The organism is Pseudomonas sp. MF08831, from assembly GCF_059862645.1.
Map to the genome: position 1 here is coordinate 72,339 of NZ_JCBCUX010000008.1, position 20,707 is coordinate 93,045.

Consider the following 20,707-nt stretch of genomic DNA (forward strand, 5'->3'; position numbering starts at 1 on the left):
TTACTTGCAGCTTGCGGCTAAAAACTCGCAGCTGCCGTTATCCGGTTCACCCCTTACGAGGGTAGCCACCTGGAGAGAACACCCATGACTCAACCGATTGTCGTGGCGGCACTGTATAAGTTCGTCACCCTCGAAGATTACGTCGCCCTGCGCGAGCCACTGCTGCAGGCGATGGTCGACAACGGCATCAAAGGCACGTTGCTGATCGCCGAAGAAGGCATCAATGGCACCGTTTCCGGCAGCCGCGAAGGCATTGATGGCCTGATGGCTTGGCTGAAGAACGACCCACGCATGGACGACATCGACCACAAAGAGTCGTACTGCGATGAACAGCCGTTCTACCGCACCAAGGTCAAGCTCAAGAAAGAGATCGTGACCCTGGGCGTCGAAGGCGTCGACCCGAACAAAAAAGTCGGCACCTACGTCGACCCCAAAGACTGGAACGCGCTGATCAGCGACCCGCAAGTGCTGTTGATCGACACCCGTAACGATTACGAAGTGTCCATTGGCACCTTTGAAGGCGCGATTGATCCGAAAACCACCAGTTTTCGCGAATTTCCCGACTATATCAAAGCCAACTTCGACCCGGCCAAGCACAAGAAAGTCGCCATGTTCTGCACCGGCGGCATTCGCTGCGAAAAGGCGTCGAGCTACATGCTCAGCGAAGGCTTTGACGAGGTCTACCACCTCAAGGGCGGCATTCTGAAGTACCTCGAAGAGGTGCCGCAGGAAGAGACCAAATGGCAGGGCGACTGCTTTGTGTTCGACAACCGCGTGACTGTGCGCCACGACTTGAGCGAAGGCGACTACGATCAATGTCATGCCTGCCGCACACCGGTCAGCGTCGAAGACCGCGCGTCCGAGCACTATGTGGCTGGCATCAGCTGCCCGCATTGCTGGGATAAGCTGCCGGAGAAGACCCGTCGCAGCGCGATTGATCGGCAAAAGCAGATTGAGCTGGCCAAGGCCCGCAATATGCCGCACCCGATTGGCTTCAACTATAAGCAAACCCCTTCCGAGGCCTGACCCATGCCCGCGCGCCTGCTCTATGTGATGGACCCGATGTGTTCCTGGTGCTGGGGCTTTGCCCCGGTGGCCGAGGCGTTGGTCGAGCAGGCCCAGGCTGCGGGCGTGGAGCTGCACCTTGTGGTGGGCGGTTTGCGCACCGGCAGTGGCGCGGCGTTGGAGCCGACCACCCGGCGCTACATCCTTGAGCACTGGCAGGCGGTCACCGAGGCCACCGGTCAGCCGTTCACGCGTGAAGGCGCGCTGCCCGATGGTTTTGTCTATGACACCGAGCCCGCGTGCCGCGCCATCGTCACGGCGCGCAGCCTGGCGCCGGATTGCGCGTGGAAGCTGCTGGGGCTGATCCAGCGCGCGTTTTACGTCGAGGGCCGCGATGTGACCCTGGCCAGCGTGCTGGTAGAACTGGCCGAGGAGGCGGGCATCCCGCGTATCGAGTTTGCCGGCGCGTTCGACCGCGCCGAGCAGCACGCCGCGACGGCCGCTGATTTCACCTGGGTGCAGGATCTGGGCATTGCCGGTTTCCCGACCCTGCTGGCTGAGCGTAACGGTCAGTTGGCCTTGTTGACCAACGGCTACCAGCCGCTGTCCGAGCTGTCGCCATTGCTCGCCCGCTGGTTGGAGCGAGCCACCTGTGCATGACCAGCCCGACCGTACCGACCGACTGACCTGGGCGGAGATTCGCCGCCTGGCCCTGCGCCACAAAAAATCGCTGTGGATTGCCAACGGCGTCGCTGTGCTGGCGACCTTGTGCAGCGTGCCGATTCCATTGCTGTTGCCTCTGCTGGTAGACGAAGTGTTGCTGGGCCGTGGCGATGCCGCGCTCAAGGTGATGAACAACGTGTTGCCCCTGGGCTGGCAGAAGGCTGCCGGTTATATCGGCCTGATGCTGTTGCTGACGCTGTGCCTGCGTTGCGGCGCACTGGTATTCAACGTGGTGCAGGCGCGGCTGTTTGCGCGGCTGGCGAAGGACATTGTCTACCGCATTCGCGTGCGCCTGATCGAGCGGCTCAAGCGCATTTCCCTTGGCGAATACGAAAGCCTGGGCAGCGGCACGGTTACCACGCACCTGGTCACCGACCTGGATACGCTGGACAAGTTTGTCGGCGAGACCCTCAGCCGCTTCCTGGTGGCCATGCTCACGCTGGTCGGCACTTCGGCGATTCTGGTGTGGATGCACTGGCAGTTGGCGCTGCTGATCCTGCTGTTCAACCCGTTGGTGATCTACGCCACGGTACAGCTGGGCAAACGCGTCAAACACTTGAAGAAGCTTGAAAACGACAGCACGTCGCGCTTTACCCAGGCATTGACCGAAACCCTCGACGCGATCCAGGAAGTGCGTGCGGGCAACCGCCAGGGCTTTTTCCTCGGACGCCTCGGCCAGCGCGCCCAGGAAGTGCGCGACTACGCGATTCATTCTCAATGGAAAACCGACGCCTCCAGCCGTGCCAGTGGCCTGTTGTTTCAGTTTGGCATCGATATCTTCCGCGCTGCGGCGATGCTCACGGTGCTGTTTTCCGACTTGTCCATCGGCCAGATGCTCGCGGTGTTCAGCTACCTGTGGTTCATGATCGGGCCGGTGGAGCAGCTGTTGAACCTGCAATACGCTTACTACGCGGCGGGTGGGGCGCTGACGCGGATCAACGAGCTGCTGGCGCGCGCCGACGAGCCGCAGTATGCCGGCGGCGCAGACCCGTTCACCGGGCGTGAGACCGTCGGCATCGAGGTGCGCGGCCTGAATTTCGGCTACGGCGACGAGCTGGTGCTCGATCAGTTGAACCTGGCCATTGCGCCGGGTGAGAAGGTCGCGATTGTCGGCGCCAGCGGCGGCGGCAAAAGTACCCTGGTGCAACTGCTGTTGGGGCTGTATACGCCGCAAGCCGGCAGCATTCGCTTCGGCGGCGCCACCCAGCAGGAAATCGGGCTTGCGACTATCCGCGAAAACGTCGCCGTGGTGCTGCAACACCCGGCGTTATTCAACGACACCGTGCGCGCCAACCTGACCATGGGTCGCACCCGCAGCGACCAGGCCTGTTGGCAGGCACTGGAAATCGCCCAGCTGGATGCTACCGTCAAGGCACTGCCGCTGGGGCTGGACAGCGTAGTGGGGCGCTCCGGCGTACGGTTTTCCGGCGGTCAGCGTCAACGCCTGGCCATCGCGCGAATGGTGTTGGCCGAGCCCAAAGTGGTGATTCTGGATGAGGCCACGTCCGCCCTGGACGCCGCCACCGAATACAACCTGCACCAGGCGCTGGCGCGGTTTCTCAGTGGGCGTACTACACTGATCATCGCGCACCGGCTTTCAGCGGTGAAACAGGCTGACCGGGTACTGGTGTTTGATGGCGGGCATATCGCCGAGGATGGCGATCATCAGCAGTTGATCGCCGACGGTGGCCTGTACGCCAAGCTCTACGGGCATTTGCAGCAAGTTCGGTAACGTTGGGTTTGCAATGATTGACTCTGGCAGGTACGAGAGTCTCCCCAGGAAATAGCGGCTTTCCTGCGCCGTTCGAGGTTCAGGCGCTGAATCGGCCCGACGCCCTTGAGCGGATCGAGCGAATTTAGCCAAGATTGTGCTGTCAGGAGCGTTAATCACTCGCCTGTTTTTGGTGGTGCTTGTGCAAGGGACCTCATGAAGCAAAAGCGCACTCTCGGAACGACGCTAAGTACGCCTCGGTTGTTGGGCATCGTCTGGCCGTTTATCGCGGTAGTACTGTTCCAGGCATTGCTGGGTTGCGTCAGCCTCTACATGCTCTCGGCAGTACGCGGTTATGTGGCCGGTGAAAGCCTGTGGTCCAAGGGTCAGAAAGATGCGATCTACTACCTGACCCTATATGCCGACAACCGCGATCCGGCCACTTACCTCAAATACCAGCAAGCCATCGCCGTGCCCCAGGGTGGGCATGAATTGCGCATTGCCCTTGACCGACCCACGCCCGACCTGACGGCCGCGCGCCTGGGTATCCTCAAGGGCGGCAACCACCCTGATGACGTTTCCAGCCTGATCTGGTTGTACCTCAACTTCCGCCATTTCAGTTATCTGGAAAAAGCCATCGAGCTGTGGACCGTGGGCGATGGTTACCTGGTGCAACTGGATGACCTGGCGCGCACGATGCATCGGGCGATCAGCGCTGACCAGGCCAGCAGCACCGACGTGAAGGCCTGGAAAACGCGCATCAACGCCATCAACGACGGCGTCACGCCGGCTGCCAAAGCCTTCAGTGATGCCCTGGGCGAGGGCTCGCGGGTTATCCTGCGCCTGCTGTTGATCACTAACCTGGCCACCGCACTGGGCCTGATCGCGTTGGCCCTGCTGCGCACCCACAAGTTGCTGACCCAGCGTCATGCCTTCGCCGACGCCTTGCAGGTGGAGAAGGAGCGAGCGCAGATCACCCTCGAGTCGATCGGCGACGGCGTGATCACCACCGACGTCGACGGCGCCATTGCCTACATGAACCCCGCGGCGGAGGCACTGACCCACTGGCGCTCATCGCAGGCCCAAGGGCTGCCCCTGGCGGCGCTGTTCAAGCTGCTGGACGAAAACGCCGAGCCGGACGGCTTTACGCTGCTGGAACACATCACCAAGGGCCGGCTCAGTGGCGGCAGCGAACATTCGAAGCTGATCCAGCGCCTGGACGGCAGTACCGTGTCGGTGACGCTGGTGGGCGCGCCGATCCGCAGTGCAGGCAAGGTCAGCGGTGCGGTGCTGGTGCTGCACGACATGACTCAGGAGCGTCAATACATTGCCAACCTCTCCTGGCAGGCGACCCACGATGCATTGACCGGCCTGGCCAACCGCCGCGAATTCGAGTATCGCCTTGAGCAAGTGCTGCACCCGGCAGGGCGCCAGCAAAGCGGGCGGCATGCGTTGATGTTCCTCGACCTTGACCAGTTCAAGCTGGTCAACGACACCTGCGGTCATGCGGCGGGCGATGAATTGCTGCGCCACATCTGCGCACTGCTGCAATCGGACCTGCGTGAGGGCGACACGCTGGCGCGGCTGGGCGGAGACGAGTTCGGCATTCTGCTGGAGAACTGCCCGGCACCTGTGGCGGAAAAGATCGCCGAAAGCCTGCGCCATACCGTGCAAAGCCTGCATTTTGTGTGGAAGGGGCGGCCCTTCATGACCACCGTCAGTATTGGTCTGGTGCACATTTCGCAAACCCCGACCACACTGGAAGCCTCGTTGCGAGCCGCCGACATGGCGTGCTACATGGCCAAGGAAAAGGGCCGCAACCGCGTGCAGGTCTACCACGCGGATGACTCGGAGTTGTCCCTGCGTTTTGGCGAGATGGCTTGGGTGCAGCGCTTGCACATGGCGTTGGAGGAGAATCGCTTTTGCCTCTACGCCCAGGAAATCTCCCCGCTTGGCCAAACCGATGGCGGCAATGGCCATATTGAAATCCTGCTGCGTCTGCACGACGAGGCCGGCCGGATCATCCTTCCCGACAGCTTTATCCCGGCCGCCGAACGTTACGGTTTAATGACTTCACTGGACCGCTGGGTGGTAGAAAACGTATTCAAGATCATCGCCCGTTGCATGCACGAGCGTGCAGGCCGACCTATGGCCATGTGTGCGATAAATCTGTCAGGGATAACTATTGGAGATGACGATTTTCTTGGGTTTTTACGTGAAAAATTCGAGGCTTACAGCATTCCGCCTGAAATGATTTGTTTTGAAATAACCGAAACCAGCGCTATAGCGAATTTGGGCAGTGCAATTCGCTTTATTAATGAACTCAAAGCCTTAGGTTGCCATTTTTCGCTCGACGATTTTTGTGCCGGAATGTCCTCATTCGCCTATCTGAAACATTTACCTGTAGACTTCCTGAAGATCGATGGAAGTTTCGTAAAGGATATGCTGGACGACCCGATTAACCGCGCTATGGTCGAAGTGATCAACCACATCGGCCATGTCATGGGTAAGCGCACAATTGCCGAGTTTGTTGAAACACCGCAAATCGAACAGGCGTTACTGGAGATAGGTGTGGATTACGCTCAGGGCTACCTGATTGAACGCCCGCAATTGTTTACCTTTGATAGCTTGCAGTGTCGACCTGTGCGGCCGCAGCCTCTGTTGTTCAAGGCGCCCGGCACATTCCGCTGAAACTTTGCTGGTCTGTACAATCACACTTAAAAAGGAGCCTTACAGTGATCGACACATTCAACAGAACCGGCCCGCTTATGGAAGCCTCGAGTTACCCCGCCTGGGCGCAGCAATTGATCCAGGACTGTAGCGAGAGCAAGCGCCGAGTTGTCGAACACGAACTGTATCAGCGCATGCGTGACAACACGCTCAGCGCCAAGACCATGCGCCATTACCTTATCGGTGGCTGGCCAGTGGTTGAACAGTTTGCCTTGTACATGGCACAAAACCTGACCAAGACCAAGTTTGCCCGTCATCCTGGGGAGGATATGGCGCGCCGGTGGTTGATGCGCAATATTCGCGTGGAGCTCAACCACGCCGACTATTGGGTGCATTGGGCCCGCGCCCACGGCGTCAGCCTCGAAGAGCTGCAAGCGCAGAACGTACCGCCTGAACTGCACGCACTGAGCCATTGGTGCTGGCATACCAGCTCGGCCGATTCGTTGATTGTCGCGATTGCCGCAACCAACTATGCGATCGAAGGTGCAACCGGGGAGTGGTCAGCGGTGGTGTGCTCGACCGGTGTGTACGCGGCAGCCTTCCCTGAGGAAGACCGCAAGCGCGCCATGAAGTGGTTGAAGATGCACGCGCAGTATGACGACGCCCACCCATGGGAAGCGCTGGAAATCATCTGCACCCTGGCCGGGATGAACCCCAGCAAAGCCCTGCAGGTAGAGCTGCGCCAAGCGGTATGCAAGAGCTACGACTACATGTATCTGTTCTTGGAAAGCTGCATGCGGTTGGAGAACGAAAAAGCAAAGGCCCCTGCGGCCGCTCGCGAGCGTCAGGTTCGCGTCGCCAGCGAGGCGTGATGTAAGCGTGATGGCGGGGTGTTTACCCCGCCATTGCCAGGCGGTTGCGGCCTTCGCGCTTGGCCACGTACAAAGCGTTGTCGGCACGGCGCAACAGGCTTTCGGCAGACTCTGCGGCCAACAGCGTCGAGCACCCCAGGCTCACGGTCAGCTCCACCCGTGTGGTATCCGCCCAATAGTCCTGAGCTTGTGCCGCCTTGCGCAGGCGCTCGCCGACCATACCTGCCGCGTCCCGGCCGGTGTTGGAGAGCAGGATCAAAAACTCTTCCCCGCCAAATCGAAACACCATGTCGACATTGCGCAGCTGGCTTTTGATCGCCCCGGCCACAGCGCGCAGTACGGTGTCGCCGGTTGCGTGGCCGTGAGTGTCGTTGATCTTCTTGAAGTGATCGATATCCAGCATCAGTAGAGACAACGGGTTCATGTGCCGCCGGGCCATGTCGATCTCGCGTTGCAGGGTCTGGTCCATGGCGACGCGATTACCGGTTTCGGTCAACGGGTCACGCAGAGCGCTGCGAGTGGCGGCGCGGTAGAGCAGGGCGTTGCGCATCGGATAAAGCAACGTCGCCAGCAGCGCTTCAAGCTGGACCAGTTCGTCTTCCAGCAGGCGTTGATTGCGTCGAAATATCAGCTCGCCCAAGTGCTCACCTTCATGGCTCAAGGCATAGCTCACCGAGTGGTGGCCGCGATGGCCAAATTCCAGGCGCAGGTCGCTGGCTTCGTGGCGATACTGCAACGCATCCAAAGGAACCAGGCGCTGAATCTCGCGAAAGAACAGCCCAAGGATCCGCTGGGGCTCCAGGCTGACTTGCAATTGTTGGCTCAATTGCTGACGAAGTTGGGCGAACGACGCTGGTCGACGGGGTGGCAGGAGAGACGGCTGACCAAAGCCCAGGCGTTGCAATTTGGCACTGTCGAAGTCAATTGCGTGAGTCTGGGTCGGTGTTTTCATAAGCTATCTGCCTCTAAGCACTTAACTGTCTTACAGGCTGCGTGAGAGTGGCGAGTGCCAAGCGTCTTACTGTTCCTTCAGTTCCGTAAAACATTGGTAACAGTTTAAACCGCTTTACCAGGGGTTATAACCCCTGGGTACTGCCGCACGTCTTGTCATCGCTTAACCTGCTTGAAAGGGATTAGAGCGAGATTCATGCCATTTCGTTTAACTTAATAAAACTCCTTATAAATCAACGACCGTTTTACAGAGTACAAACAGTCGTTGGGTACTGACGTCAGTTATTTGGCTGATTGAACCAGCGTAGTGCTGTCAATCTGATCAATCGACGTCACGCCGGTCAGTGTCATGGCCACGCGCATTTCCTTGGCGAAGATGTCCAGCAGGTTTTCAACGCCGTGCTGGCCATCGGCAGCCAGCGCATAGGCCGTCGCGCGTCCCAGCAGGCAGGCCTTGGCACCCAGTGCGAGCATGCGCACCACATCCAGCCCGGAACGGATGCCCGAGTCGACCAGTACCGTCAGGTCATCGCCAACCCCATCGGCAATCGGCGGCAAGGCTCTGGCGGTAGAGAGCACGCCATCAAGCTGACGGCCGCCGTGGTTGGAGACCACGATACCGTCGGCGCCGAAACTCACCGCATCCTTGGCGTCCTGTGGGTCGAGAATGCCTTTGATGATCATCGGGCCTTTCCAGAATTCACGGATCCACTCCAGGTCCTTCCAGCTGATCGACGGGTCGAAGTTGTTGGCCAGCCAGCCGATGTAATCTTCCAGATGAGTCGGCTTGCCGAGGTATTTTGAGATGTTGCCCAGATCGTGCGGGCGGCCCATCAGGCCTACGTCAAAGGCCCATTGCGGTTTGGTGACCGCCTGCAGCATGCGTCGCGACGCCGCGAACGGCCCGGACATGCCGGAGTGGGCATCGCGGTAACGCGCGCCAGGCGTCGGCATGTCCACGGTGAATACCAGTGTGGTGACCCCGGCAGCCTGCGCGCGCTCCAGCGCATTGCGCATAAATCCACGGTCCTTGAGCACATAGAGCTGGAACCAGATCGACTGCGGGCTCTGCGATGCCACTTCTTCAATCGAGCACACCGACACCGTCGACAGGCAAAACGGAATGCCCTGGTTCGCCGCTGCCTTTGCCGCTTGCACCTCACCACGCCGCGCGTACATGCCGGTAAGCCCCACCGGGCTCAGAATCACGGGCATGGCCAGTTCCTGGCCGAACAGGTGGGTCTTGAGGCTCAGGTTGTCGACGTTGCGCAGGATACGCTGGCGCAGGCTGATCTCGGCCAGGTCCGAACTGTTGGCGCGCATCGTGTGCTCGGCGTAAGCGCCGCCGTCGATGTAGTCGAACAGAAAGCGCGGCAGCTTGCGCTTGGCGGCGGCGCGGTAATCGGAAGCGGACGAGATGATCATCAACAGTGTCTCCACAAGGCAAGGTGGGTTCAGCATAAGGAAATATCTGGCATGATAAAAACAACTTTTATCGCTAGCAGGCAGTCGCTAAAGGAATACCGATGAACCTCAGAACGCTGCGCGCCTTTGTCGAAGTGGTGCGCCAGGGCGGTTTCTCCCAGGCGGCCCAAGTGGTGTCCCTGACACAGTCCACCGTGAGCAAGGCGGTCAAGACGCTGGAGGATGAATTGGGTACGCCGTTGCTCAATCGCCTGGGCCACAGGAACGAACTGACCGCCGCTGGCGAAATTGCCTACCGCCGCGCGCTGGTGTTGCTCGCTGAACGCAACGATTTGGTGGCCGAGATCAACGACCTGCGCGGGCTCAAGCGCGGCGTATTGCGCATTGGCTTGCCGCCCGTGGGCTGCGGCGTGTTGTTTGCCGCGATGTTCGCCGCTTACCGCAGGCTGTACCCGGATATCGATATCCAGCTTACCGAGTATGGCAGCAAGAAATTGCGTGAATGCCTGGAAGCCGGGGAGGTCGATCTGGCGGCGCTGCTGTTGCCCATGGATGAAGATTTCGACTATCAGTCGGTGCGCAACGAACCCTTGATGGCCGTGCTGCCCATGAGCCATCCACTCGCCCAACGCACACGCATTGATTTCAACGACTTGGCGGATTCGCCGTTTATCCTGTTCGAAGCGGGTTTTGCCCTGAATGCCAAGATTCTTGCCGCCTGTGAACGCAAAGGCGTGACGCCGAGGGTGACGGCCCGCAGCGGCCAGATCGACTTTATCGTCGACTTGGTGGCGGCGGGGCTAGGAGTCGCTTTTCTGCCGCGCATGCTTGCGCACAAGCATCAACAACCCGGCATCGCCTTGATTGCCCTGGACGAGGCGCACACTGATTGGCACATCGCCCTGGCGTGGCGCGCCAGTGCGCACCTGCCGCCCGCCGCCCGCGCCTGGCTGGACCTGGCCAAGGAAATGGCCAGCCCGGTATAGACGTTCACAGCGGTTGACCGAAGTAATTCTGGAAAATATGCCTCAGTGCTTGACTTCTTCTTTTTAATCAGTAACATACGGCGCATTCCGCGATAGCTCAGTTGGTAGAGCAAATGACTGTTAATCATTGGGTCCCTGGTTCGAGTCCAGGTCGTGGAGCCAGATAGAGAAAAGCCTGCAGAGATGCAGGCTTTTTTTTGCCTTGGATTTGACTAATGGTAGCCACCCCAACCCCTGTACAACGCCCACCCCAAAGCCATAAGATGAGAAGCATTATCATTTAATGCGGATCTGACATGCACGACGACAGCATCGCCTCGCCGGTCGCCAAGCTGTATGCGAATCACCATGGCTGGCTTCGGGGTTGGTTGCATCGGCGGCTGGGGCACAGTGCCGATGCCGAAGACCTGGCACACGACACGTTTATCCGCGTGTTGCGCTCCAAGGAGGATGTGCGCGAGTTGCGCCAACCCATGGCGTTTCTGGCCACCATCGCCAATGGCTTGCTGATCAATCGCTGGCGTCGCCAAGCGATCGAGCGGGCGTACTTGGAAGCGCTGGCGGCGCGGCCGCTGGCTGAGGAGCCTTCGCCGGAGGAGCGCCACCTGATGATCGAGACCTTGTTGCAGTTGGATTCGCTGCTGGTCGGGTTGTCGGCGCGGGTTCGGCAGATTTTCTTTTTGTCCCAGCTCGATGGCCTGACCTATCCGCAAATCGCTGCGCAGTTGAGCCTGACGGTGGCCCAGGTGCAGCGGGCCATGAGCAAGGCATTCAGTGTGTGCTACGCGAGTCGCTTTGAATGAGGGGCGCTGCAGTTGACTCGCGCGTGCGCGACCGTGCAATCGATTGGCTGGTGCGGATGCAGTCCGGGTTGATGAGCGCCGGTGATCATCAAGCGCTGCAGCAGTGGCGTCAGGTGAGTGCCGAGCATGAGCATGCGTGGCAGCGGGTAAGCAGCTTGCCGTTGATGCTTCAGCCGGGCGCCGATCTATTAGCCGATGCCACGGCGCGCCGGGCGTTGCAGGCGGCCGGGGCTGACCCGCAACGTCGTCGCCAGGTGCTCAAGTGTTTGCTGGCGTTGGGGCTGCTGGGTGGGATCTCCTGGCAAACGGCGGATTCCACGTTGGTGCGTTCGGCATTGGCGAGCTATCGCACGCGTGTGGGCGAGCGGCGGCACTGGGCCCTGGCGGATGGCTATTCGCTGTGGCTAAACACCGCCAGTGCGGTAAACCTGGACTTGGGCGCAGGGCAACGCAGCGTGGAGCTGGTCGAGGGCGAACTGGCCCTGGATACCCCGGCCGGGTCTGCGTCGCTGGAACTGCTGACCCACAACGCGGTGCTCTACAGCCATGGCGCCCACCTGCTGGTGCGTCATGATCGCCAAGGCACCCAGGTGACGGTGTTGCGCGGGCTGGCGCAAGTGAGCACGCGGCATCAGCCGACGCCGGTGCCGTTGCAGGCAGGCTGGCAGATGCAGGTGGACGAGCGTGGGGCAGGGCGCCCGAGCCCCATTGATCGGGTGCTGGCCCAGGCCTGGATGCGCGGCATCCTGCCTGCCGAGCGCATGCGCCTGGACCACCTGTTGGCTGAGCTGTCGCGCTATCGCCCAGGCTTATTGCGTTGCAGCGAGGCGGTGGCAAGCCTGCGCATCACTGGCAGTTTCCAGCTGGACGATACCGATGCAGCGCTCGCGTTGGTCGCCAACACGTTGCCGGTGCGTATCGAGCGAAGAACGCGTTACTGGGTGACGGTGGTGCCTGCGTGAAGTTTTTTTTTCGCGGCGCGATAGTTTTTTCGATCTGGCTTGGCCTTTAGGTATTACCCACCGGCACAGGTGGGTTTCAACCCCTAGGAGCCTTGCATGATTTCCCCCGCTCGTGTCTTGCGTACCCATACATTCAGCTTGCTGTTTTTGAGTTTACAGCCGCTCTACGGCGAGCTGGTTTTTGCCGCTGGCGAACGCCCTTACCGAATTAGCGCCGGCCCGCTGGATCAAGTGCTGTCGCGCTTTGGTGCCGAGGCGGGCATCAGCATGGCGGGCAGTGCGCTGCTTACGGCCGACAAGACCAGCCACGGGCTGCAGGGGGAGTACAACATTGAGTCGGGCCTGACCCAACTGCTCTCAGGCACTGGCCTGGGCTATCAGCGCCAGGCCGACGGCGGCTATGTCTTGCGTGCGCATCAAGGTGCAGTCCTGCTGCCGACGCAAAAGGTCACGGGCGAAAATCTCGACGAGGAAGACGTCTACCGCGCGCCGCGCTCATCGGTGTACATCTCCGGCGAAGACATGCAGCGCTTTGGCGTGGTCTCTGTGGGCGACGTGCTCAAGGGCCAGCCGAGCGTGCAGGTCGGCGACAGCCGCAATGGTGGCGGGCTGGATGTGAATATCCGCGGCATCCAGGGCCAGAGCCGGGTGGCGGTCACGGTGGACGGGTCGCAGCAGGCACTGGATGTCTATCGTGGTTATGCCGGTACCCAGCAGCGCAGTTACATCGACCCGGACATGATCAGCGACATCACGATCGACAAGGGCCCCAGCCTGACCTCCAGCGCCATCGGCGGCACGGTGAAAATGCGCACCCTCACGGTCGACGACATCCTCAAGGACGGCCAGACCATCGGCCTGCGCCTCAAGGGCGACCTGTGGAACAACGGCGTCGCTCCAGCCTCCCGAGACCCGCATTCCAAGACCGAAGACCTGTACTCGGAACCGCACCAGAGTCGCGGTGGGCTGTTCGGCTCAGAGGCGCAGGCCGGCAGCGCGGCATTTGCCTATACCCATGATTTTTTCGACGTCGTGGCGGCCTATGCCAAGCGCAACCAAGGCAATTATTTCGCCGGCAAAAAGGGCCAGGACCGCTACCGCACCTACGACCGTTGGGGCGATGAAGAAACCAGCGTGGCAACCACCTACAACGCTGGCGAAGAAGTGCTGAACTCGTCGTCGAGGACCGAATCCTTCCTGCTCAAGACCACCCTGCGCCCGGCGGACGGCCATACTTTCGACCTGGGTTACCGCCGCTATGACGGGCGCATCGGCGAGATCATGCCTTCGGATATCTTCCGCTTCGGCACCGGCGGCATCTATCAGTACCCCTTGGGCCACACCAAAATCGACACCTACACCGCGCGTTACAACTACTTGCCTGCGGGTAACCCGTTGGTGGACCTGACTGCCGACCTGTGGCTCACCGATGCGCAAACCAGCCAGCTCACCTCGGTACGCGCGCCGGCGTCCCAGGCGTATCGCTCGGACCGCGCCTGGAGTCGTCAGGCTAACCAGCGTATTGGCGGCGGCCTGGCCAACACCTCGAACTGGGCGACCGACTACGGCGACTTGAAGCTGGACCTGGGCGGCTCGTTCCAGCTCGAAGAGCTGCGCCCGCAAAAAGGCGTGGTCACCAACCAGGACGATATCAACGCCAACCGCATGCTGCGCGAAGGCTCGCGGCAAGAGTTCAGCTTCAATGGCAAGCTGGAGTACAAACCGGTGGACCGCCTCACGTTATGGGGCGGCGGGCGTTACACCCACTATCGCAGCAAAGACCACATCGCCAATGCCACGGCGCGCGAGGAGGAGCGTAACTTGCGCTACCTGCGGGTCTACAACGGTGGCGGCTCCGGCAACATGATGTGGTTCCCGGATCAGAACGGCCAGTACACTGACGCCACCGATCCGCGCCTGAACAACGGCATCGTTTTCCAGAACACCCACTATCCCTTTGAAGGTGTTCGCTATAACGATTTTGGTGCGGTCGATTCGACGGTCTATCCGTCACAGTTCGGCCGCGTGGTTACCGGCTATGAGTATTCGGGCAAGGCGAGCAACAGCGGAGGCGCTTTCGCTCCGGCCGTGGGCATCAATATCGAAGTGCTGCCAGACACCTTCGTCTATGCCTCCTACACCCAGGGCTTTCGTATGCCTTCGCTGTTTGAAACCAGCCAGGGCGTGTTGCAGACCATGCCCGGCAAGGGCCTGAAGCCTGAGCGTTCAAGTAACTGGGAGGTCGGCGCGAGCACGCTGCAAAAGGGGGTGTTGTTCGATGACGACTCGGCGGCGATCAAGCTGGCCTATTTCAACAACACCATCAAACACTACATCACCCGCTACTACGACCCAAGCCCGGGCTTGTGGGGCTTGATGCGCTTCAGCAACACCGACAGCTACCAGACCAGCGGCCTGGAACTGCAAACCCGCTACGATGCCGGGCGCGTATTTGCCGACCTGTCGTCCACCTACTACCTGAAGACTGAAACCTGCGATGCAGCGTTCGCAGCCACACTGCGCGCGACCAGTGACAGCTACCAGAAAACCAGTAATACGCCGAACTGCACGCCGGGCAGCTTCATGGGTTCCTACACCAATACCCAGAACCCGCCACGGTTCGCAGGCAACCTCACCACAGGCCTGCGCTTCTTCGGCCAGAGCCTTACGCTCGGTACGCGCATCACCTACACCTCAGGCCCCACCGTCACCGCCGACAAACCCTGGCAGACCGGCGCCACCACGCCGCAATTGAATTACCGCGAAGTGGCCTTGGTCGATCTGTTCCTTAACTACAAGTTGCAGGAAGACGCCAGCCTCAACGTGTCGCTGCAAAACCTGACCGATCGCTACTACCTGGATCCACTGGCGCAGAGTTTCATGCCGGCGCCGGGGCGTACGCTGCGGGTGGGAGTGCAGGCGAAGTTCTAGAGGCAACGGTTGTGATCCTCGCGCGGCGGTGCAACAGCCCGTCACGCGAGGTTCGGCAAGGCGGGGTTACAACGTCTGCACGATAATCTGGCTTTTCAGGTCGTTGACCATGCCTTCAATCGCCGGCTTCATGGCGACAAAGTCTTGCGGGCTGCACAGCGCGTCGGGGTGGCTGAACGCATAGCTGCGGGTGATGAGTACGCTGTTGCCTTCCTTGACGTAAGTGGTCTGGTAGTTGAATCCACCGGTGTTGAGCGTTACAGCCTTGGGCACCGCGAGGATATTCAATTGTTTGGGGAAGTCGAAGCGCGCTTTTTCTTCAATCGTGCCAGAGGTACAGATGAAGGCCTGCGTGCGGTCTTGTTCCGCCATGAGGCTGAACACGTTCTGGCCGATGCCGCCCGCGAGGCTGCTGAGCGTCGGTACGCCCGTGGGGCCGGGCAGGTTGACCAGGTTCTCGGTACGCCCTTTGACCGTGGACGTGAAGGTGGCGGCATTGCCTTCCAAGGGGTCGGTTTCGATCTTGCCGCTGCCGGTTTGCCCATACATGCTGAGGACTTTCTGGGTCAGTTGATCACGGTCGGCAGGCATGATGGATTTGAACAGGAAACGATTGAGTTCCGTGGCACAGCCTTCCACCGTGGTGCCGTTGGTGAAGTCCGCCGCGCCGCTCGGGTCGATCTTGAAGTGCAGCGTGCCGTCCACCTTGCCCAATTGGTGTGAAGGTGTACGCGCCAGTTCGCCGCTCTGGGTCAGTAACACGGGTTTACCCAGTTCCGGAATCATCAAGTAGCCGGCGGCGATGGGGGTGGCGGTGGAGTCCAGATAAAGGTCGAGGGTCGGGACGTAAGTGATCGCATGGTTAAGCAAACCCAGGGTCGGCACCTTCGGCAGTAGGTAGGCGTCGCCGAGGTTGATCAGCGCGGGCGAGCTTTCGATGGCCACCGCCTTGAGCAGCGCTTCGAGCAAGGCAACATGGTCCTTGCAGTCGCCATAACGGTTATCCAGCACCGCCTGCGCCGCGTGCGGCACCACGCCGCCATTGCCGACGTAAACCGCGACGTAGCGAATGTTCTTGCGCACCCAGTCACTCAGCACCAGTGCTTTGCTGCGCGGGGAGTCCAGGTTGGCGGTGAGTTCCCTGGCCAGTTGGGTAATGGCGGGCGTCACCTCAACCTGCGCCCGGCATACGCCTGGGCAAACTGTTTGTAATCAGTGAAGGTCGACACGGCGAGGCGTTGCCCGTAATCGGTGTAGGCGACGGAGCCGACTTCAACGCGGTTTTTCTCCGTGGGTTGCAGGTCCCAGCGATAGATTTTTCGCCCGTTGGCGGTGGTGGGCTCGGCGGCATTGAAACCCCTTACGTCAGCGAACAAGGGCATGTCGGCTGGCATGTCGTAGGTGAAGTGGATCTGTTGGTTCTCGTAGAAGTCCGGCGCGTAGAGGTCTTCAAACTGTCCGGGGAACATCGCGGTGGTGCGATGGCGCTGGTAGCGCAAGACCATGCGGTCACCGACGGCTACGTCAGGGAAGATCACCACTTTGACGCGTGAGTCCTGGAACATCGGCGCTTCGGCTGAGGCCTGCTCCTGCTGTTCCTTGATCTGGTCGGCAGCCACCGGCACTTTGCGTCCGTCGGCTTTCTGGGTGTAGGCCTCCACGATGTCCACGGTTTCCAGCGAGCGGTTGAAGCTCACCGAGCGTTGCGCGTTGGGCTTGATCGCGCGTTCCTCATTGATGCGCGAGACCAGCTCGAAGTCGAGCACAAAACTGCCGTCGGCATTGACTACGTAGGCCTGGCTATTTTTGTTGCTTAGCGTCGTGTGGGAAGCGTCTGGGTATCGCTCGACAGCCGTGAAGACCTGATGGGCGAAGAGATTCATGGGCGAACGATGGGACTGGTCGGCCTGGGGGAAATCGGTCGGCGTGTGGCGCGGATTGCCCAAGGTTTTGGCCTGGATGTTTTGGCCTACGACCCGCATCTGAGCAACCAACAGATACTCGCTCACGGCGCCACACCCGTGACCTTGCCGGAACTGCTGAGGCGCAGTGATTTCGTGTCGTTGCACTGCCCGTTGGACGCCAGCACTCGGCACCTGATGGGCGCGCACGAGTTCGCGGCGATGAAGCCCGGCGCGGTGTTCTTGTCCACCGCCCGCGGCGGCATTCATGATGAAACGGCGTTGTACGAAGCCTTGCAAAAAGGCCACCTCAGCGGCGCCGGGCTGACGTGTGGGCGTGCGAGCCGCCTGCGCAGAACGCACCGCTGATGAGCTTGCCCAATGTGGTTGCGACCTTTCACACGGCGGGCGTCACCCACGGCGGGCGGCGCAATGTGGCACGCTCTTCGGCGGCGCAAATTGCCGCGATCCTGCGCGGCGAACGGCCGCCGCACTTGCTCAATCCTGAAGCCTGGGAGGTGGTCTGCGAGCGCGTGCGCCTCAGCCGTTGAGCCAGGCGTTAATGCTTGCTCGGGGAACAGAGGCGCGTGAACAGTCTTTGAGGATTTGCACCCGCGTGTTGGCGGCACGTGCGTGGCGATGGCAAAGTCGGGCAGACACGAATCACAGCGTCGTAGCCTTCTTTACCCGCGTGGCGCGCTCAAAAACCTCGCGCTGCGCGTGCGTGATGCGACCTATCGGTCTTCTTTCAGCCGCGATGCGGACGAGGTGCGGGTGCTGATCACCTACACGCAGCAGGTGTGGTAGCTGTATTTATGCGGCGCAGCCTGATAAACAGCTCGGTAACCGTTCTAGCTGGTACCGGGTGTCATTGATCATGAAACGCCATTTCGAAGATGTGCAGCTGGGCAGCATCGAGCTGTTTTGCCTGGCCGCCGAAGCCAATAGCTTCACCGCTGCCGCACAGATTGCCGGGGTCACCCCGGCCGCTGTGAGCCGCAGCATTTCGCGTCTGGAAGAACGCCTGGGTACGCAGTTGTTTGTGCGCACCACGCGCAGCATTCGCCTGACCGACAGCGGCCGTACATTCTTCGAGCAATGCCGCCAGGCGCTGACGCAATTGGTGGAGGCGCAGCAGGAAGTCATGGGCGCGCAGTCGGTGCCGTCCGGCCAGTTGCGCATCAGCGTGCCGACCACTTACGCCCATCATCGGCTGTTGCCGTTGCTGCCCGCGTTTCGCGCGCTGTACCCGCAAGTGACCGTGGACATCCATATCAGCAACCGCAATATCGACTTCGTTGCCGAAGGCTATGACCTGGCCATTCGCGTGCGCGCCCAGCCCGATTCATCGCTGATCGCACGGCTGCTGGAAGACGCTGAATTGGTGGTGGTGGCAGCGCCGGCCTACCTGCAGCGCGCCGGCACGCCGCAGACGTTGGAGGATCTGCCGTCGCACGAGTGCATTCAGTTTGAATTGCCCAGCAATGGCCGACGCATTCCCTGGTTGTTCCAGGTGCAAGGCCAGGAACAGGCGTTTGCCGGGGAGGCGGGTTACAGCGTTTCTCATGACGTGCTGGGCGGCGTGACCTTGGCCAAGCATGGCGCGGGGCTGTTTCAGACCTACAAGTTCATCGTCGAACACGAACTGGCTGACGGCACGCTCGTGGAGGTGTTGAAGCCGTTTGGCGGGCGCACGCGACCGTTTACGTTGCTGTACCCCCACGGGCGCTATGTGCCGCATCGGGTGCGGGCGTTTGTGGATTTTTTGCTGGCGTATCGGGACGTGTGGGCGGCGCCGTAGACGCGGCGATGTCCCATGTCAGCAGGAGTTGGCTGATCGCTGCATTGAGGGTTTCAAACGACGCATTGTCACGCGCCAGAATGGAAACACCCTGCAGAAAGCTGTCATACACCGTCGCCATTGCCGCCACATTGATTGTGTCCGGCAACTGCCCGGCACTCACACCTCGCGCCACGCACGCCACAATCCCTGCCCGGGTCCGTGCGCGTGAGTGGGTCAATGCGTCGGTGACCCGCGCATTTTCCGGGCTCGGCGCACTCATCACCCCCAGCGTGACCATGCAGCCCTTGGGGTGGACGTTGTCACACTGCATGCGCGCCGATTGGCGCAGCGCCGTTTCGAGGGCCTGGCGCGGCGGCAGGGTTTCGTCCCACAGGCATTCGGTGACCTGGGCGTAGGTCGTCAGGTAGCGTTGCACGCACTCATCGAACAGCGCCTCTTTGGAGCCGAACGCCGCATAAAAACTCGGCGCGGAGATGCCGCCACCCAGGCCGGCCTTGAGCTGGGCGAGGGAAGTGGCGTCGTAGCCATGCTGCCAGAACAGGTGCATGGCCTGTTCCACGGCCTGGTCACGGTCGAAGTTACGCGGGCGGCCCATTTGTGCCATTTCGTTTCTCCTGTGCAGATCGATATAAATACTAGTCGATACATAAGTCATTGACAACGCGCTCGCGCTGCACGCAACATCTGTATCGATCAGTATTTAAATCGCCTCAGCTTTAAGGAGTTGCCTGTGACACCCTCACTCAGCGTATCCGCCTCGTCCGAACGCCTGCCCATCGGCGCATTGCTCGCGCTGGCCATGACCGGCTTCATTTGCATCGTCACCGAAACCCTGCCCGCCGGCCTGCTGCCGTTGATCAGCGAGGGCCTGGCAATTTCGCCGTCGCTGGCCGGGCAGATGGTCACCGCCTACGCGCTGGGTTCGGTGCTGGCGGTGATCCCCATGACCATTGCCACCCGCGGCTGGCGCCGGCGCAATGTGCTGTTGCTGACCATCGTCGGGTTTCTGCTGTTCAATTCCATCACTGCGCTGTCGTCGCACTATGGCGTGACCCTGGTAGCGCGCTTCTTCGCCGGCGTGGCGGCAGGGTTGGCCTGGAGCCTGCTGGCCGGTTACGCCCGCCGCATGGTCGCGCCGCATCAACAGGGCAGGGCGCTGGCCTTGGCGATGGTCGGCACGCCGATTGCGCTGTCGTTGGGCGTACCGCTGGGCACGTGGCTGGGCGGGCTGGTGGGCTGGCGTACCACGTTCGGCCTCATGTCGGCGCTGACGCTGATGTTGATTGTGTGGGTGCTGGTAAAAGTCCCGGACTATCCGCCCCAGGCCGCGCACCAGCGTGTGTCGCTGGCCAAGGTGCTGACCACGCCCGGTGTACGGCCCGTGCTGGCGGTGGTGATCAGTTGGATGCTGGCGCACAACATTCTGTACACCTATATCGCCCCGTTCGTGGCGCCGGCCGGCTTGGGCGACCGCGTGGATGTGGTGCTGCTGGTGTTCGGAAGTGCTGCATTGGCGGGGATCTGGCTGACGGCCAAGTTGGTCGAGCCGCTGTTGCGCCGTACCGTGCTGGTCAGCCTGGCGACGTTTGCGGCCGTGAGCGTGGTGTTCGGTTTTGTGGGCAATATGCCGCAGGTGATTTACCTCGGCGTGGCGGTGTGGGGTTTGAGTTTTGGCGGCGCGGCAACCTTGCTGCAAACGGCCCTCGCGGACGCGGCGGGTGACGGCGCAGACGTGGCGCTGTCGCTGAACGTGGTGGCATGGAACAGCGCGATCGCCGGCAGTGGCGTGGTGGGCGGCGTACTGCTCGATACCTGGGGCGTTGCCTCATTTCCCTGGGCAATGGCGCTGTTGGTAGCGCTGTCGTTTGCGATTGCCTGGCGCGCGCGCACCCATGCGTTCAAGCCTGGCGCGCGCGGGGCGGGCAAGCCCGCCGTGGCGGGGCATTGACTGGTTGCTGAGTGA

The 20,707-nt window shown here is 61.0% G+C and carries 17 protein-coding genes, 1 tRNA gene and 1 pseudogene; 15 read left to right on the forward strand and 4 right to left on the reverse strand.

The genetic code is table 11. The features are described 5' to 3' along the window. Positions 1-84 precede the first annotated feature (84 nt). From trhO to AC19YS_RS17940, 5 genes are all read left to right on the forward strand, one after another. On the forward strand, positions 85-1,026 hold the full coding sequence (gene trhO, locus AC19YS_RS17920) for an oxygen-dependent tRNA uridine(34) hydroxylase TrhO (RefSeq protein WP_106576557.1): 942 nt from the start codon (positions 85-87) through the stop codon (positions 1,024-1,026). A 36-nt stretch (positions 1,027-1,062) separates the two neighbouring features. Then, positions 1,063-1,665 (forward strand): DsbA family protein, encoded by a 603-nt coding sequence (locus AC19YS_RS17925; protein ID WP_177410076.1) that lies wholly within the window; start codon positions 1,063-1,065, stop codon positions 1,663-1,665. Continuing rightward, complete coding sequence (locus tag AC19YS_RS17930) at positions 1,658-3,460, forward strand: ABC transporter ATP-binding protein (protein WP_119742404.1); 1,803 nt, start codon at positions 1,658-1,660, stop codon at positions 3,458-3,460. The genes AC19YS_RS17925 and AC19YS_RS17930 overlap by 8 nt, the downstream gene beginning before the upstream one ends. A 195-nt stretch (positions 3,461-3,655) precedes the next feature. Continuing rightward, complete coding sequence (locus AC19YS_RS17935) at positions 3,656-6,130, forward strand: EAL domain-containing protein (RefSeq protein ID WP_500602310.1); 2,475 nt, start codon at positions 3,656-3,658, stop codon at positions 6,128-6,130. A gap of 77 nt (positions 6,131-6,207) precedes the next feature. Next, on the forward strand, positions 6,208-6,981 hold the full coding sequence (locus tag AC19YS_RS17940) for an iron-containing redox enzyme family protein (protein ID WP_234452688.1): 774 nt from the start codon (positions 6,208-6,210) through the stop codon (positions 6,979-6,981). A 22-nt stretch (positions 6,982-7,003) separates the two neighbouring features. Here the strand turns inward: AC19YS_RS17940 and AC19YS_RS17945 are convergent, their stop codons facing one another. After that, on the reverse strand, positions 7,004-7,933 hold the full coding sequence (locus AC19YS_RS17945) for a GGDEF domain-containing protein (RefSeq protein ID WP_106576562.1): 930 nt from the start codon (positions 7,931-7,933) through the stop codon (positions 7,004-7,006). 281 nt (positions 7,934-8,214) lie between these two features. Next, positions 8,215-9,357 (reverse strand): FMN-dependent L-lactate dehydrogenase LldD, encoded by a 1,143-nt coding sequence (gene lldD / locus AC19YS_RS17950; RefSeq protein WP_106576563.1) that lies wholly within the window; start codon positions 9,355-9,357, stop codon positions 8,215-8,217. Between the two features lie 101 nt (positions 9,358-9,458). Between lldD and AC19YS_RS17955 the strand changes: the two genes are divergently transcribed. The 5 genes from AC19YS_RS17955 to AC19YS_RS17975 all read left to right on the forward strand — a co-directional run bounded on the left by AC19YS_RS17955 (position 9,459) and on the right by AC19YS_RS17975 (position 15,039). Then, positions 9,459-10,343 (forward strand): LysR family transcriptional regulator, encoded by an 885-nt coding sequence (locus tag AC19YS_RS17955; protein ID WP_500602311.1) that lies wholly within the window; start codon positions 9,459-9,461, stop codon positions 10,341-10,343. A gap of 86 nt (positions 10,344-10,429) precedes the next feature. Continuing rightward, positions 10,430-10,505, forward strand: a tRNA-Asn gene (locus AC19YS_RS17960). A 134-nt stretch (positions 10,506-10,639) separates the two neighbouring features. Further along, positions 10,640-11,146 (forward strand): sigma-70 family RNA polymerase sigma factor, encoded by a 507-nt coding sequence (locus AC19YS_RS17965; RefSeq protein ID WP_119742412.1) that lies wholly within the window; start codon positions 10,640-10,642, stop codon positions 11,144-11,146. Continuing rightward, entirely contained in the window at positions 11,143-12,108 is a 966-nt protein-coding gene (locus tag AC19YS_RS17970) for a FecR domain-containing protein (RefSeq protein WP_500602312.1), read from the forward strand. Before AC19YS_RS17965 ends, AC19YS_RS17970 begins: the two co-directional genes overlap by 4 nt. Before the next feature lie 96 nt (positions 12,109-12,204). Then, positions 12,205-15,039, forward strand: a complete 2,835-nt coding sequence (locus tag AC19YS_RS17975) for a TonB-dependent receptor (RefSeq protein WP_500602313.1) — start codon at positions 12,205-12,207, stop codon at positions 15,037-15,039. A gap of 66 nt (positions 15,040-15,105) precedes the next feature. On the opposite strand, the pseudogene AC19YS_RS17980 reads toward AC19YS_RS17975, so the two are convergent. Continuing rightward, positions 15,106-16,922, reverse strand: a pseudogene (locus AC19YS_RS17980) (DUF3857 domain-containing transglutaminase family protein). Positions 16,923-16,931: 9 nt separating this feature from the next. On the opposite strand from AC19YS_RS17980, the gene AC19YS_RS17985 reads away from it, so the two are divergent. The 4 genes from AC19YS_RS17985 (at position 16,932) to AC19YS_RS18000 (ending at position 18,741) form a co-directional block, all read left to right on the forward strand. Then, positions 16,932-17,309, forward strand: coding sequence for an NAD(P)-dependent oxidoreductase (locus tag AC19YS_RS17985; RefSeq protein ID WP_500602314.1), 378 nt, complete (start codon positions 16,932-16,934; stop codon positions 17,307-17,309). After that, positions 17,309-17,491 (forward strand): hypothetical protein, encoded by a 183-nt coding sequence (locus AC19YS_RS17990; RefSeq protein ID WP_367241681.1) that lies wholly within the window; start codon positions 17,309-17,311, stop codon positions 17,489-17,491. Before AC19YS_RS17985 ends, AC19YS_RS17990 begins: the two co-directional genes overlap by 1 nt. An 88-nt stretch (positions 17,492-17,579) precedes the next feature. Next, positions 17,580-17,747, forward strand: a complete 168-nt coding sequence (locus AC19YS_RS17995; protein WP_500602315.1) for an OprD family outer membrane porin — start codon at positions 17,580-17,582, stop codon at positions 17,745-17,747. A gap of 70 nt (positions 17,748-17,817) precedes the next feature. Beyond that, positions 17,818-18,741 (forward strand): LysR family transcriptional regulator, encoded by a 924-nt coding sequence (locus tag AC19YS_RS18000; RefSeq protein WP_124418109.1) that lies wholly within the window; start codon positions 17,818-17,820, stop codon positions 18,739-18,741. Here the strand turns inward: AC19YS_RS18000 and AC19YS_RS18005 are convergent. Further along, a complete protein-coding gene (locus tag AC19YS_RS18005) occupies positions 18,644-19,348 on the reverse strand; it encodes a TetR/AcrR family transcriptional regulator (RefSeq protein ID WP_500602316.1) in 705 nt (234 codons plus the stop codon). The genes AC19YS_RS18000 and AC19YS_RS18005 overlap by 98 nt on opposite strands. Positions 19,349-19,474: 126 nt before the next feature. Between AC19YS_RS18005 and AC19YS_RS18010 the strand changes: the two genes are divergently transcribed. Beyond that, positions 19,475-20,692, forward strand: a complete 1,218-nt coding sequence (locus AC19YS_RS18010; RefSeq protein WP_448200851.1) for an MFS transporter — start codon at positions 19,475-19,477, stop codon at positions 20,690-20,692. Positions 20,693-20,707 lie beyond the last annotated feature (15 nt).

Coding starts and splice junctions, on each gene's coding strand:
- trhO (WP_106576557.1), top strand. CDS start 85: ATGACTCAACCGATTGTCGTGGCGGCACTGTATAAGTTCGTCACCCTC.
- AC19YS_RS17925 (WP_177410076.1), top strand. CDS start 1,063: ATGTGTTCCTGGTGCTGGGGCTTTGCCCCGGTGGCCGAGGCGTTGGTC.
- AC19YS_RS17935 (WP_500602310.1), top strand. CDS start 3,656: ATGAAGCAAAAGCGCACTCTCGGAACGACGCTAAGTACGCCTCGGTTG.
- AC19YS_RS17940 (WP_234452688.1), top strand. CDS start 6,208: ATGGAAGCCTCGAGTTACCCCGCCTGGGCGCAGCAATTGATCCAGGAC.
- AC19YS_RS17945 (WP_106576562.1), bottom strand. CDS start 7,933: ATGAAAACACCGACCCAGACTCACGCAATTGACTTCGACAGTGCCAAA.
- lldD (WP_106576563.1), bottom strand. CDS start 9,357: ATGATCATCTCGTCCGCTTCCGATTACCGCGCCGCCGCCAAGCGCAAG.
- AC19YS_RS17955 (WP_500602311.1), top strand. CDS start 9,459: ATGAACCTCAGAACGCTGCGCGCCTTTGTCGAAGTGGTGCGCCAGGGC.
- AC19YS_RS17965 (WP_119742412.1), top strand. CDS start 10,640: ATGCACGACGACAGCATCGCCTCGCCGGTCGCCAAGCTGTATGCGAAT.
- AC19YS_RS17970 (WP_500602312.1), top strand. CDS start 11,143: ATGAGGGGCGCTGCAGTTGACTCGCGCGTGCGCGACCGTGCAATCGAT.
- AC19YS_RS17975 (WP_500602313.1), top strand. CDS start 12,205: ATGATTTCCCCCGCTCGTGTCTTGCGTACCCATACATTCAGCTTGCTG.
- AC19YS_RS17985 (WP_500602314.1), top strand. CDS start 16,932: ATGGGACTGGTCGGCCTGGGGGAAATCGGTCGGCGTGTGGCGCGGATT.
- AC19YS_RS17990 (WP_367241681.1), top strand. CDS start 17,309: ATGAGCTTGCCCAATGTGGTTGCGACCTTTCACACGGCGGGCGTCACC.
- AC19YS_RS17995 (WP_500602315.1), top strand. CDS start 17,580: ATGGCAAAGTCGGGCAGACACGAATCACAGCGTCGTAGCCTTCTTTAC.
- AC19YS_RS18000 (WP_124418109.1), top strand. CDS start 17,818: ATGAAACGCCATTTCGAAGATGTGCAGCTGGGCAGCATCGAGCTGTTT.
- AC19YS_RS18005 (WP_500602316.1), bottom strand. CDS start 19,348: ATGGCACAAATGGGCCGCCCGCGTAACTTCGACCGTGACCAGGCCGTG.